This is a genomic window from Xanthomonas nasturtii, from assembly GCF_023337365.3.
GTDB lineage: Bacteria > Pseudomonadota > Gammaproteobacteria > Xanthomonadales > Xanthomonadaceae > Xanthomonas > Xanthomonas nasturtii.
Genome location: NZ_CP142084.2, coordinates 979,339 through 993,182, shown reverse-complemented (window position 1 = coordinate 993,182; position 13,844 = coordinate 979,339). Strand labels below are relative to the sequence as shown.

Below are 13,844 nucleotides of genomic sequence, written 5' to 3'. Positions count from 1 at the left end.
ATGCGGGAAGCCCACGCGCTCCTGAAGCTTCGAGCTCGTATCGTAGATCGGCTCCCGCATCTACGACATCTGGGTGCCTAGTTCGCTGCCTCTACCCACTGCGCGAACACCGCATCGATCTGGGCGTCCTTGACGCGTTTGCCCTTCTGCGCAGCCTCGGCCTGCTCGAACATCGGCATGATCATCGCCATGCCATCGGGCTTGGTTTTCAGGTGCAGGCCAGGCGGGGTGTCGAGAAACGCGGCCCAGCGCGTGCGCACCTTGGCCCAATAGGCCTGGGTGCCTTTCCAGTACGCATAGGCCGGGGCGAAGTCGACCTCGGTGGTCTTGCGGTAGTCGTTGAAGCCGAACTCGCGCGCAATCGCTTCCTGGCTGCCGTCGGGCTTGCGCACCACCTTGGTGTTGAACTGTTCGTGGGTCCAGCCGTTGGGCGTGAGCGTGTGGCGGTTGATCACCGACAGCGCGTTGTAGTCGCTGCGCTTGGTGTACTCGCGGCGCGGCAACGGGCGCCAGCTCAGATCGCTGGTCCAGGTGGGGTGGCCGTCGGCATAGTCCCAGCGGCCGGTGCCGCAATAGCGTGGCGCGTCGCTGACTTCGTACACGCATTGGGTCCAGGCACCGCGGGTGACGGCCGGTGCCAGCGCATGCACGGTCCAGGTCTGATCGGCGGTGAATTCGAAACGCTGCGGCGTCTCGTACACCCAGTCCTGCCGCCAATGCTTGGTCACATGCTTGGTCTTTTCGTCGACCAGCAGATGTTGCAGCACCAGCTTGCGCGGCGAATCCTCCACCACGATGACCACTTCGCTGGCGCCGCTACGCATCGCCGAGGCGCGCTCGTAACCGGGTTTGAGCAGCACGGTTTCGTCGAACGCAAAGTCCACTGCGTATTCGCCCTGCATCGCCAGGATACTCTGGCGATCGCGCTGGGCGTCGGCGGCGGCAATCAACGGCAACAGGCTCAGCGTGGCGGCAACACAGCGGGTTAACAGTCGGCTCATCGGAACTCTCGGTTGTGGTCGTGGGAACGTCAGCGGCGCAAGTACAGCAGCGACGTGGTCATGTCGGTGGGATCGGAACCGCGTGCGGTTGCTGCGGCAGTGCGCAGGGCCGCAGCGCGTGCACAGCAGCAATCGTCCACGGCCACGCGGCCGTCGATGCCCTCGCGCGCCAGCCGTGCGGCAACCTCCGCGCCCAGCGCCGAGACAGTGGCCAGGCTGGCAGAGATGGGGTGGTCGTGGCTGGCCGAAGGCTGCAAGCGTAGCGCGCTCAACCGCCAGGCATCGCCACGCAGGCGTCCGGCCAGGCGGCGCCATAAGCGCTCGCCGACACCCAACTCGTGCGTGTCCATCGGCAGCGGCGGCAATCGCGAGACCAGGCGGTCCCAGCTCAGGAAATCGCTGTCCGGCAGCAGGCACAGCCGCCAGCAGCACTGGCCTGCAGCATCGAAGAACCAGATGCTTTCGCGCACGCCGTCGCTGTCGACCTGCCGGCACGCGGCCGCAGCGACCGCATGCTGCCAGCCATCCAGTTCGTTGCCCAACGCAGGCCGATACAGGCACAGCACCGTGCCCAGGGCCGCCAACTGTTGCGGCCGCGGCAATGCTGCGCGGGTGGCACAGGCTTGCGATGACAACGGCAATGCGCGCACGTTGGGCATGGCCGCTACCAGCTCACGGCCAGGCTGACCGAAGCAGTGCGCCCGGCGCCGGTGAAGCGGTCCAGCACCGTGCTGCTGGCCAGCGTGCCGTTGGGCAGTGCGTTCCAGTCCACGTAACGACGATCGGCCAGATTGAAGATGCCGGCGGTGACCTTGGCACCGGGTGCGAATTCCCAATGCCCCATCAGATCCAGCGTGGCGTAGCCGGCCGGCGCGTAATAGCTGTCCAGCTGCGGGCGACGTTTGCGCGCCACGAAGGTACCGATCAATTCGGCGCCCCAGGCATCGCCATCGAAGGCCACGCCGACGGTGCCGCGTAATGGGTCGACCGAATTGAGCGGAGTACCGTCGGTGAGGTTGTCGCCTTCCGAATACGCCACGGCACTGTTGAGCGACCAGCCCTGCCAGCCCGCCAACGCGCCCAGATCGACACCGCCGCGCGCTTCGGCACCCTTGATCACCACATCGTCCACATTGCGCGACTGGAACAGCGCCAGGCCGTCGGCATTCACGCCGGCTGGCGCGTACGATTCGATGAAGTTGCGGTAATCGGTGTAGTACACCGCAAGCCCGAGATAGCCGACCGCATCGTTGAAGCGCAGCCCCAGTTCGCCACCGCGGCTGGTTTCCGATTTCAGATCCGGATTGGCGATGGCGGTGTAGCGGGCCTGCAGATTGGTGAAGCCGATATTGACGTCGTTGTACGGCGGGGCGCGGAAGCCGTGCGCGTAGTTGGCGTACGCCGACCACGCATCGGAGAACCGCCACACCGCGCCGAACTTGGGCGAGACCTGGGTTTGGTCGAGGGTCGCGGCGGCGACGCCCGGATTGTCTTCGCGGAAGATAGCGTCCACCTGCGGCGACAGCCGGAAATAATCCACGCGCACGCCCGGCGTCAGCGACAAGCGTCCATCGAACAGGCCGATTTCGTCCTGCGCATACACCCCGAGCTTGGTGGTTTCGCTGGTCGGGAAATCGCGTACCGGAAACACGTCCTGGCCGACCCGATTGGTGATGGCGCCGTTGGCAAGGTTGACCGAATAGCCATCGCGCTTGGCATGCGTGTCGGTCCAGGTGCCGTCCAGGCCATAGGTGATCGCGTGGCTGAGCGTGCCGGTGTCGATGGACTTGTGCGCATTGACCAGCAACCCGTAGACGCGTTGGTCGAAATTGTGTTCGTTATGGCGGCGCGTGTTGTTGCCGCGCAACTCGTTGGTACGCTGCAGGCTCTCGCTGTCCTGGCGATACAGCTGCCACTGCAGATCGTCGGCCAGTGCGGAATCCAGCGCATCGAGCTCGTGCCGCAGCGACACCCGCGCACGGGTCTGATGGTCGCGCCCTTCCTGCGACAGGATGCGCAGCGATGCAGTCGGGTTACGTGTGTCGATGCCCGTCAACGCATCGATGCTGCCGTAGTCTTCGTTGCCTTCGACCGTAAGTTTGAAGCGCTGTTGCGCGCTTGGCGCGTACACCAGTTTGGCCAGCACGCTGCGGCCATCGATGCGCTGCGGATTGGCCGCGGTGCGGGTGAAATCGCGGCTGCGGTTGTCGCCCTGGTTCTGCGCTTCCTGGCCCTGGCGATGACTCACCGCCACCATGCCGCTCCAGCGCTCGCCGCCGAATGCGCCGGTAGCACCGGCGAACAGGCCATTCCAGTCGCCTTCGTAACCGAACTTCAGACCGACGTAGCTGTGCTTGTCTGCGCTCAGATAATCGGCGGGATCCTTGGTGACGAAGGCCACCACGCCACCCAGTGCATCCGAGCCGTACAACGAGCTGGCCGGCCCGCGCACCACTTCGACACGCTTGAGCGTTTCCAGATCGACGAAGTTGCGGTTGGCATTGAGGTAGCTGCCAAAACTGAAGGTGTCCGAGACCGGCACGTTGTCCACCAGAATCGCCACGCGGTTGCCGTCCAGCCCGCGGATGCGGATGCCGTTGGCGCCGGTGAAGCGGCCGCTGGTGCTGGTGACCGCCACGCCCGGCGTGTAGCGGAACAGATCCTTGAGTTCGCGCACCAGTAGGTTGTCGAGCTGCTCGCGGTCGATCACATCCACCGTGCTGGGCACGTCCACCAGCGCACGTTGGGTACGCGTGGCGGTGACCTGCAGCCGGTCGAAGTCGTGCACGTCACGCGCGGCTTCCGCGCCAGCATCACCTTCGGCAGCATGGGCAGACAACGAAACAGCAGGCAGCGCCAGCGACAGCGCGACCACCAGCGGATGCAGGCGGATCATCAGAGACCTTTGCGGGAAACCCCTGCCGTGCGCATCGCGGTGCGAGCCGCGCACGGCAGCCAGGGTGAGAGCTTAAGTGGCGGGCGGCGGCGGCAGCGCCCGCTGCGGTCTTGCGGCACTCGCACGCAACGAGTGCGGTAGTGCCAGATGCGATGGCGACCGAGCGTGGCGTGCCGGGACGCGTGAGCGGCACCGGTGGTGCGCATGCGATCGCGTTGCGGCAGCGGCTGCGCCCGTTCGGTGCTGCGCAGCCTGCTCGTTGCTGGATTACTTGGTGAGGATCAACTTGTCGTTGCTGGTGTGGCGCAGGCGATAGACGCGGTCGCCATGCTGGATCAGCACTTCGCGGCGGCCCTTGAGCAAGGCCTCGCTGCTGATGAGGTCTTCGGCAGGCACGGCACGCGGCGCGGCACGTTCGCGCAGGTTGACCGGTTCGGAGCGGAGCAGCACGGGATGAGCGGTCATGATCTGGATCTCCAGTCGGTTGGCGAGACAAATAATAACCATTCTCATCTAATGATCAAGAGCTATTCTCATTTGGAAGACATGATTTTTGGATCTTTTCTCGAATTTCGATTCATGCACTCAATCGACGCACCTGTCAGCGCCCGGCGGCACCATCGCACGCACAACCGCGGCGTCGCCTATCTCCCGAACCAGCCCGCTCAGCGCGTGACCAACTCCACGCGCGCCCAGCCAGCGTCATCGACCTGACTCAAGGTCTCCAGGGCGCCCAGGTTCTCTTCCAACTGCGTTACTCGGCTGGCGCCCAGAATCACACTGGACACATGCGGGTTACGCAGACACCAGGCGATGGCCAAGCGTGCCGGCGACTGCCCCAGCTCGGCGGCCAGCGCACAGAACACGCGCGCGCGCTCCAGCCGCCGCGCTTCCGGTGCGCCCAGCACTTCGTCCTGCAGCCATTGATTGCCTGGCTGGCCGAGGCGGCTGTCTGCCTCCACGCCGGCGTTGTACTTGCCGGTCAGCAGGCCAGACGCCAGCGGCGACCAGATCGTGGTGCCCAGCCCGCCTTCGCACAGTGGCGCGTATTCGTGCTCCAGCCGCTCGCGGTGCAGCAGGTTGTATTGCGGCTGCTCCATCGCGGGCGCATGCAGGTGTTCGCGCTCGGCAATGGCAATGGCCTCGCGCAACTGCGCTGCGCTCCATTCGGAGGTGCCCCAGTACAGCACCTTGCCCTGGCGGATCAGCGCATCCATGGCGCGCACGGTTTCCTGGATCGGCGTGTCCGGGTCGGGCCGATGGCAGTAGTAGAGATCCAGATACTCCACGCGCAGGCGCTTGAGCGCGGCATGGCAGGCATCGGTGACATGCTTGCGCGAGAGCCCGCGCTGGGTCGGGCGCGGGCTCTCGACCGCACCGAAAAACACCTTGCTCGACACGCAAAAGCCATCGCGCGGCAAGCGCAGGTCGGCGATCACATCGCCCATCACTTCCTCGGCGCGGCCGCGCGCATAGACCTCGGCGTTATCGAAAAAGTTGATGCCGTTGTCCCAGGCGGCGGCGATCAGGTTGCGCGCTTCGCCGCGCCCGATCTGCTTGCCGAAGGTGACCCAGGCCCCGAACGACAAGGCCGACAGCTGCAGCCCGGTGGAACCCAGACGACGGTAAAGCATGGCGAACTCCCGCAACCTCCAGGGCACCTGCCCCGGACCGGCGTGCGCAGTGTAGGCCGTGGCATTGCCGTGGCGACAGGGCGTGGCGATGCGGGAGCGAGAAGGCGAGACAGGCGCGGCGCACAGAAACGCCAGTCGTCGCTCCCCAATGAAACAGCCCGGCCGTGTTCGTGTCTGCGAACTTGAACGTGCGGGGCCGCCGCTACGGGCCGACGCTGTGGCGATCCGGATGCCGCATCGGTACGCGTACAAGCGCGACCGGATTTCATCGGTCAGCGAAACAACGCGGAGTGTGGGGCACGGATCGCGTTCGCCCCCGGCGCTGGCTGCCGCCACGCTGCCGGCGCTGGGGCCACCCACTTTGCGCAAGCGCAGCCCACCGGCTCGCTACCACGGCACGACCGGTGCCCGCCGCATCTCGGCTGCGGGCCAACCGACAGCGTCTGAATGCCACTCGCCTTGCCCCCTGTCACCCCCTGCTCTAGGCTTCCCGTTTTGCCGTCAGCAGCTCCGGGGATTGGAATGGTCGAAGGTTTGGGAAGGATCGGTTTCGGCCTGTTCGGTCTGGCGGTGCTCATCGGCATCACCTGGGTGTTTTCGAGCAACCGCCGCGCGATCGACTGGAAGCTGGTCGCCACCGGTCTGGCCCTGCAGATCTCGTTCGCCGCACTGGTGCTGCTGGTGCCGGGCGGGCGCGACGTGTTCGACTCGCTGGGCAAGGGTTTCGTCAAGGTGCTGAGTTTCGTCAATGAAGGCTCCACCTTCATTTTCGGCAACCTGATGAACATCGACAGCTACGGCTTCATTTTTGCGTTCCAGGTGCTGCCCACCATCATCTTCTTCTCGGCGCTGATGGGCGTGCTCTACCACCTGGGCGTGATGCAGGTGGTGGTGCGTGCGATGGCGTGGGCGATCACCAAGGTGATGCGCGTGTCCGGTGCGGAAACCACCAGCGTGTGCGCCAGCGTGTTCATCGGCCAGACCGAAGCGCCGCTGACGGTACGCCCGTACATCCCCAAGATGACCCAGTCCGAGTTGCTGACGATGATGATCGGCGGCATGGCGCATATCGCCGGCGGCGTGCTGGCTGCGTACGTGGGCATGCTCGGCGGCAGCGATCCGGCGCAGCAGGCGTTTTATGCCAAGCATCTGTTGGCCGCCAGCATCATGGCAGCGCCTGCCACCCTGGTGGTCGCCAAGCTGCTGGTGCCGGAAACCGGTACGCCGCTGACCCGTGGCACGGTCAAGATGGAAGTGGAAAAAACCACCAGCAACGTCATCGATGCGGCCGCGGCCGGCGCCGGCGATGGCTTGCGGCTGGCGCTGAACATCGGCGCGATGCTGCTGGCCTTCATCGCGCTGATCGCACTGATCAACGCGCCGCTGACCTGGCTGGGCGAGATCACCGGCGCCGCTGCGCTGCTGGGCCGCCCGACCAACCTGTCGACGATCTTCGGCTACGTGCTGGCGCCGATCGCCTGGGTGATCGGTACCCCGTGGGTGGATGCGACCACGGTGGGGTCGTTGATCGGACAGAAAGTGGTGATCAACGAGTTCGTCGCTTACAGCGAGTTGTCACGCATCGTGAAGGGCGAAGTGCCGGGCGTGGGCCTGAGCGCCGAAGGTCGCCTGATTGCCACGTATGCCCTGTGCGGCTTCGCCAATTTCAGCTCGATCGCGATCCAGATCGGCGGGATTGGCGGGCTGGCGCCGGAACGCCGTCACGATCTGGCCAAGTTCGGCCTGCGTGCGGTGCTGGGCGGTTCGATCGCCACCTTCATGACCGCTACCATTGCCGGCGTACTCTCGCATTTCGGTTGAGGCGGCGCGGGTTCATCGGTGTGACGGTCTAATCGCTACACGCCGCGTTTCATCCAGTCATTCAAGTCAGTCATTCACGCAAGGGTATTTATGAGTTCGGTCGTCGTTGTCGGGTCCTTCAATGTCGATCACGTGTGGCGCTGCGATGCCTTGCCTGCGCCGGGCGCCACCATCGCCGGGCGCTACAGCACCGGTCCGGGTGGCAAGGGCTTCAATCAGGCGGTTGCGGCCGCACGTGCCGGCGCCAGGACGCATTTTCTGTGCGCGCTGGGCGACGACGCCGGCGGTGCGCTGGCGCGTTCGCTGGCCGCGCAGGATGGCTTTGCGTTGATCGCCGAGCCCAGCAATGAACCCACCGGCACCGGTGGCATCTATGTCGACGGCCACGGCCGCAACACCATCGTGATCGGTGCCGGTGCCAATTCGGTGCTGAGTGCGGGCTTTATCGACAACCAGCGCGCGCTGGTGGCATCGGCGCGGGTGCTGCTGGCGCAGCTGGAATCGCCGGCGGAAACCATCGAATCCGCACTGGCGCTCGCACGCGAGTGCGGCGTGTTGACCGTGCTCAACGCTGCGCCGGCCAATGCACCGACCTCGATCGGTCTGCTCAAGCTGTCGGACGTGTTGACGCCGAACGAAACCGAATTCGCCGCGCTGCTCGGCCGCCATGTCGGCGAGCGCATCAACGCCGACGATGTTGCAGCGCTGGATGGCAACACGCTGCACTCGCTGTGCCGCAAGCTGCTGCCGGGCGGCACCGTGGTGGTGACGCTAGGCGCGGTGGGCGCCTTCATTTCGCATGCCGAAGAACAGCTGCGCGGCGACACCGCAGCGCATTACCGCGTGGGTGCGGAGAGCGCGCAGACGGTGGATACCACCGGTGCCGGCGATGCCTTCAACGGCGCGTTGGTGGCCTCGCTGGCGCAGTCGCCAAACGCCAGCTTCATCACCCACGTACGCTTTGCCATCCGCTACGCCGCACGCTCCACCGAAATGGAAGGCGCCGCCACCTCGATGCCGCGCATGGTGCCTGACGTGGCGGCGTAAGCCACACGCGTCAAGCGACCAACGAAGGCGACCGCAGCGATGCGGTCGCCTTTTGCGTTTAGGGGTTTGGTGTGGACGTTAGAGATTGTTTTGCGCCACGGACGGCATGTTGAACCTTGCCTGCCGACGGACGCTGCGAGCTCTGTTGCTGCCGGAACTTCGGGTTTCTTTATCGAAACGCGTTGGGGTAGGAATCAGGCGTGATGCAAGGAGCGAGGCGTGATGCAGCGTCGGGCGCCCGTACCCTCATCCGGCGCTGACGCGCCACCTTCTCCCGACGGGAGAAGGATAGAAGCCGCTCTTCCACTCCCGAGTGGTGAGGGACCAAAAGCCCCTCTCCTATCCCCGACGCGGAGAAGGACCAGAAGCTGGTCTCCCAGTTCCGCGGAGAGAAGGACTATAAGCCCCTCTCCCCGCGGGAGAGGGGTTGGGGTGAGGGTACGGCCAGCCAACATGTTCGCCGCCGCCCTCGTTCCATCAAGTCGTGCGACCGCACAGCAACCGCGCAGGAAAGGCCGGAAACGCTTCCCGCTTCCCGCTTCCCGCTTCCCGCTTCCCGCTTCCCGCTTCCCGCTTCCCCATTCCCCACCCAGCTACAATGCCGCCATGCAGATCGGCCCCTACTCCATCGCCCCCAAGGTGATCCTCGCTCCGATGGCGGGCGTCACCGACAAGCCGTTCCGGCTGCTGTGCAAGCGGCTGGGCGCGGGCTTGGCGGTGTCGGAGATGACCATCTCCGATCCGCGCTTCTGGGGCACGCGCAAGTCGCTGCACCGCATGGACCATGCCGGCGAACCGGACCCGATCAGTGTGCAGATCGCCGGCACCGAGCCGCAGCAACTGGCCGAGGCGGCGCGTTACAACGTCGACCACGGCGCGCAGTTGATCGACATCAACATGGGCTGCCCGGCCAAGAAAGTGTGCAATGCCTGGGCCGGCTCGGCGCTGATGCGCGATGAAGACCTGGTGGCGCGCATCCTCACTGCAGTGGTGCAGGCGGTGAACGTGCCGGTGACGTTGAAGATTCGCACCGGGTGGGATTGCGATCACCGCAACGGGCCGGCCATCGCGCGCATTGCACAGGATTGCGGCATCGCCGCGCTGGCCGTGCATGGGCGCACCCGCGACCAGCATTACACCGGCAGCGCCGAGTACGCGACCATCGCGCAGATCAAGGCTGCGTTGCAGATTCCGGTGGTCGCCAATGGCGATATCGATTCGCCGCACAAGGCCGCGCAGGTGCTGCGTGAGACCGGTGCGGATGCCGTGATGATCGGGCGCGCGGCGCAGGGACGTCCGTGGATCTTTGGCGAAGTGGCGCATTTTCTGGCCACCGGCGCGGTATTGCCGCCGCCATCGCTGGCCTTCGTGCGCGACACCCTGCTCGGCCACCTGGACGCGCTGCATGCGTTCTACGGCCAACCGCAGGGCGTGCGCATCGCGCGCAAGCACCTGGGTTGGTATGCCAAGGATCACCCGCAAAGCGCGGACTTCCGTGCGGTGGTCAACCGTGCCGAAACGCCGGAAGCGCAGTTGGCGCTGACGCGCGATTACTTCGACGCCTTGATCGCCGGCGTGCCGCCCGCATTGTCGGACGCTGCCTGAGTTTTTCTGCATTGCTGGAGCCGCACGCATGAGTGCACCAGGCGACACCCCGACCTGTCTGCACGGATTTTCGGCCACCGAACAGGCGCGCCTGCTCAAACAGGCGTGCTTGCTGGAGCCCACATTGTTCAACCAGATCGATTACGGCGGCGCGCGGCGCCTGCTGGAAGTGGGCAGCGGTGTCGGTGCGCAGACCCAGATCCTGCTGCGGCGGTTTCCCGACCTGCACGTCACCGGCGCGGACCTGAGCGAGGCGCAGCTGGGCGCGGCGTGGGCAAATCTCCAACGCCTCCTGGCGTGGTGCCGCGCGCGTTAGACGCTACAGCAGGCGGATGCGGGCGACCTGCCGTTCGAGGCGCGCCAGTTCGATGCGGCCTTTCTGCGCTGGGTGCTCGAACACGTGCCCTCGCCTGCACGCGTGCTCAACGACGTGCGGCGTGTGTTGCCGCCCGGCGCGCCGGTGTACGTGACCGTTGTGATGAATGCCTCGTTCCTGTTGCATCCGTATTCGCCCAACCTGTGGCGTTACTGGATGGCGTTCAACGACTTCCAGTACGACCAGGGCGGCGACCCGTTCGTCGGTGCCAGGCTGGGCAACCTGCTGCTGGCCGGCGGCTTCCGCGATGTGCAGACGCAGATCAAGACGCTGCATCTGGACAACCGCGAACCGGGCCGGCGCAAGACCATGATCGCGTTCTGGGAAGAAGTGCTGCTGTCGGCAGCCGACCAGTTGTTGCAGGCCGGCGCGGTGGACGCAGCCATCGTGGATGGCATGCGCCGCGAGTTGGCGCAGGTGCAAGGCGACCCGAACGCGGTGTTCTTCTATTCGTTCGTGCAGGCACGCGCCACGGTCTACTGAGTCGCCGAGGCGGGTGCAGCGACCGGCGTGCTGCCGGCGTGTTCCAGATCGCCGGTCAACACGGTGCTCCTGGGCTCGCGCCAGATGCGCTGCCACATCTGCGCCAGCACCGCGCCGATCTGGTCGCGCGCCACCGGCGCGCGATACGCCGCCTGCACCTGCCGCGGCACGATCGGCTGCCATTGCCCGTCATCGCGATGGGCGACCACGAAATTGAAGTTGTAGTCCGGCTCCAGGCCCATGCGCAGGTCGCTGAGCATCAGATCGTCGTCGACCAGGCGTGCACGCATGAAACCGCGATTGAACCAGGTCAGCCGGCGCACCGCATCGAACCCGGCCACTTCGCCCAAGGCCTGGGTATTGCTGGAAAACCCGCGGAATTGCATCGGGCCGCTGTCGGCCACCAGCGAGCGCTCGCCGATGACATAGCCGTTGGGCGTCATCGCCACCACGCGCCACAGCAAGGTGTTGAGCGGCATCGGCACCGAGAAGCGTGGCGCATCGGCCAGACCCATCGCTGCCAGCGCACGATCGGCTTCGCGGTCGACCAGCTGCTTGGCGATCAGCGACCAGCCCAGATACGCGGTGCTCGCCACCAACCCGATCACCAACACGTGTTGCGCAAAGGGGCGCGCGCGCGCAAACCACGCCACCGCGCAGGCCAGCAACAGCCATAACGTGTAGGCCGGGTCGATGATGAAGACGCTCGACCACATCGTCGGGTGCGGCTGCAGCGGCCACCATAGCTGGGTGCCGTAAACGGTGAAGGCATCCAGCAGCGGATGGGTGATCAGTGCCAGCTGGATGGCCAAGAACCAGCGCGTGGGTGCGCTGGCCACCCGCCCGTTGCCGTAGCGGCGGAACAGCCACCAGATCAACCAGCCTACGAGCGGCAGCACGAACAACGAGTGGCTGACGCTGCGGTGCACGGTCATCAGGGTGACCGGATCGTCGGTCAGCGGCAGCAACGCCAGCGAGTCGAGGTCGGGCAAGGTGCCCAGTGCCGCGCCGGCCAACAAGGCGGCACGCCGCTGTCCGGGCGGCGCGATGGCGGCAGCGATGGCGCCGCCAAGAACGATCTGGGTCAATGAATCCATCGGCCGATGCTAGCAGGCCGGCCATGCACTGACGTGGATGTTAGACACCGCATTCGGCCGGCCGGCATCGCTCCGTCACCGGGCAGTTAATCGCCGCGGCAACGCACCGGGCAGTGCATGCGGCCGGGGCGCCGACCTCGGCTTAACCCTAAAGCGGTCCATTCAGGCGCACAATGCAACCGACACACGGGGCGTGTATCATCCGCACCCATCTTTTCATCCGAATTAAGGGATATAAGCCTGATGTCCAGCTACCTGTTCACCTCCGAATCGGTCTCCGAAGGCCATCCGGACAAGATCGCCGACCAGATCTCCGACGCAGTGCTGGACGCCATCCTGGCCCAGGACAAGCGCGCCCGCGTGGCATGCGAGACGATGGTCAAGACGGGCGTGGCGATCGTGGCCGGCGAAGTGACCACCAGTGCCTGGATCGACCTGGAAGCGTTGACCCGCAAGGTGATCCTGGACATCGGCTACAACAGCTCCGACGTCGGCTTCGACGGCGAGACCTGCGGCGTGCTCAACCTGATCGGCAAGCAGTCGCCGGACATCAACCAGGGCGTGGACCGCAAGAACCCCGAGCAGCAGGGTGCTGGCGACCAGGGCCTGATGTTCGGCTATGCCACCAACGAAACCGACAGCTTCATGCCGGCCGCGATCCACCTGGCGCACCGCCTGGTCGAGCAGCAGGCCAAGATCCGCAAGAAGAAGAACTCGGCGCTGTCCTGGCTGCGTCCGGACGCCAAGTCGCAGGTGACCCTGCGCTATGAAGACGGCGTGGCGACCGCGATCGATGCGGTGGTGCTGTCGACCCAGCACGACCCGGGCATCAAGCAGAAGGATCTGGTCGAAGCCGTGCGCGAGGAAATCCTCAAGCCGGTGCTGCCGGCCAAGTGGCTGCACAAGGGCACCAAGTTCCACATCAACCCGACCGGCAAGTTCGTGATCGGCGGCCCGGTGGGCGATTGCGGCCTGACCGGTCGCAAGATCATCGTCGACACCTACGGCGGCTGGGCGCGTCACGGTGGCGGTGCGTTCTCGGGCAAGGATCCGTCCAAGGTCGATCGTTCGGCAGCGTATGCGGCGCGTTATGTGGCCAAGAACGTGGTGGCCGCGGGCCTGGCCGACCGTTGCGAAGTGCAGGTCTCCTACGCCATCGGCGTGGCCGAGCCGACCTCGATTTCGGTGACCACCTTCGGCACCGGCAAGATCGCCGACGAGCAGATCGAAAAGCTGATCCGCAAGCATTTCGACCTGCGTCCGTTCGGCATCATCCAGATGCTCGACCTGATCCACCCGATGTATCAGCAGACCGCGTCTTACGGCCACTTCGGCCGCAAGCCGAAGGACTTCACCTACACCGACGCCACCGGCGCGCAGCACACTGCAACCGCGTTCTCGTGGGAAAAGACCGACCGCGCCGACGCCCTGCGTGCCGACGCCAAGCTGAAGTAAGCCACGCGCTCTTCGGAGCGTTGCTGGGTAGCAAATGGGCCGCTGATGCGGCCCATTTGCGTTTTCATGCGGCTGCGTTGGTATTTTTGCGCGGCTACGCGCGGACCCTCATCCGCCCTTGCGCGAACCTTTCTGAAGGGAGAAGGGACAGCGTTGCCACATTGCTGCAAAGCCCTTCTCCCGGCGTCAGAGCGAAGCGCTCTAAAGCCCCTCTCCTGCGGGAGCGGGGGTTGGGGTGAGGGTACGTGGCGAAGCCAAGCTGCGTTCGCAATTCCATGAGGCTTCGCCCGTACCCTCATCCGCCCTTGCGGGCACCTTCTCCCCCATAAAGGGGGACAATCTCCCGAGGGGAAAAGGAAGCCAGGCCCGCTTGCTGGACATTGTTCTGCTTCAAGCAAGGGCAACTGACGTCCAACCGACTGCGCCACG

Annotated in this window: 10 protein-coding genes and 1 pseudogene; 5 read left to right on the top strand and 6 right to left on the bottom strand. The window is 65.5% G+C overall.

Features of this window, described 5'->3' with window-relative positions:
- Positions 1 to 77: 77 nt before the first annotated feature.
- From M3O59_RS04155 to M3O59_RS04135, 5 genes are all read right to left on the bottom strand, one after another.
- Positions 78 to 1,001 (bottom strand): DUF6607 family protein, encoded by a 924-nt coding sequence (locus M3O59_RS04155; RefSeq protein WP_249054533.1) that lies wholly within the window; start codon positions 999 to 1,001, stop codon positions 78 to 80.
- A gap of 29 nt (positions 1,002 to 1,030) precedes the next feature.
- Positions 1,031 to 1,660: a ChuX/HutX family heme-like substrate-binding protein gene (locus M3O59_RS04150; RefSeq protein ID WP_249045631.1), complete on the bottom strand. Its 630-nt coding sequence runs from the start codon at positions 1,658 to 1,660 to the stop codon at positions 1,031 to 1,033.
- A 5-nt stretch (positions 1,661 to 1,665) separates the two neighbouring features.
- Positions 1,666 to 3,897: a TonB-dependent hemoglobin/transferrin/lactoferrin family receptor gene (locus tag M3O59_RS04145; protein WP_249045630.1), complete on the bottom strand. Its 2,232-nt coding sequence runs from the start codon at positions 3,895 to 3,897 to the stop codon at positions 1,666 to 1,668.
- Positions 3,898 to 4,164: 267 nt separating this feature from the next.
- Complete coding sequence (gene hemP / locus M3O59_RS04140; protein ID WP_181920656.1) at positions 4,165 to 4,404, bottom strand: hemin uptake protein HemP; 240 nt, start codon at positions 4,402 to 4,404, stop codon at positions 4,165 to 4,167.
- 158 nt (positions 4,405 to 4,562) lie between these two features.
- On the bottom strand, positions 4,563 to 5,531 hold the full coding sequence (locus M3O59_RS04135) for a potassium channel beta subunit family protein (protein ID WP_249048567.1): 969 nt from the start codon (positions 5,529 to 5,531) through the stop codon (positions 4,563 to 4,565).
- 522 nt (positions 5,532 to 6,053) lie between these two features.
- On the opposite strand from M3O59_RS04135, the gene M3O59_RS04130 reads away from it, so the two are divergent.
- The 4 genes and pseudogenes from M3O59_RS04130 (at position 6,054) to M3O59_RS04115 (ending at position 10,863) form a co-directional block, all read left to right on the top strand.
- On the top strand, positions 6,054 to 7,352 hold the full coding sequence (locus M3O59_RS04130) for a NupC/NupG family nucleoside CNT transporter (RefSeq protein WP_064630923.1): 1,299 nt from the start codon (positions 6,054 to 6,056) through the stop codon (positions 7,350 to 7,352).
- A gap of 90 nt (positions 7,353 to 7,442) precedes the next feature.
- Positions 7,443 to 8,399 (top strand): ribokinase, encoded by a 957-nt coding sequence (locus tag M3O59_RS04125; protein ID WP_116906721.1) that lies wholly within the window; start codon positions 7,443 to 7,445, stop codon positions 8,397 to 8,399.
- Between the two features lie 606 nt (positions 8,400 to 9,005).
- On the top strand, positions 9,006 to 10,004 hold the full coding sequence (gene dusB / locus M3O59_RS04120) for a tRNA dihydrouridine synthase DusB (RefSeq protein ID WP_116906934.1): 999 nt from the start codon (positions 9,006 to 9,008) through the stop codon (positions 10,002 to 10,004).
- Between the two features lie 28 nt (positions 10,005 to 10,032).
- Positions 10,033 to 10,863, top strand: a pseudogene (locus M3O59_RS04115) (class I SAM-dependent methyltransferase).
- Here M3O59_RS04115 and M3O59_RS04110 read toward each other — a convergent pair.
- On the bottom strand, positions 10,857 to 11,960 hold the full coding sequence (locus M3O59_RS04110; RefSeq protein WP_064630917.1) for a metal-dependent hydrolase: 1,104 nt from the start codon (positions 11,958 to 11,960) through the stop codon (positions 10,857 to 10,859). The pseudogene M3O59_RS04115 and the gene M3O59_RS04110 sit on opposite strands and share 7 nt — an antisense overlap.
- Positions 11,961 to 12,203: 243 nt before the next feature.
- On the opposite strand from M3O59_RS04110, the gene metK reads away from it, so the two are divergent.
- Positions 12,204 to 13,415, top strand: coding sequence for a methionine adenosyltransferase (metK, locus tag M3O59_RS04105; protein WP_064630915.1), 1,212 nt, complete (start codon positions 12,204 to 12,206; stop codon positions 13,413 to 13,415).
- The last annotated feature ends 429 nt before the right edge of the window (positions 13,416 to 13,844 follow it).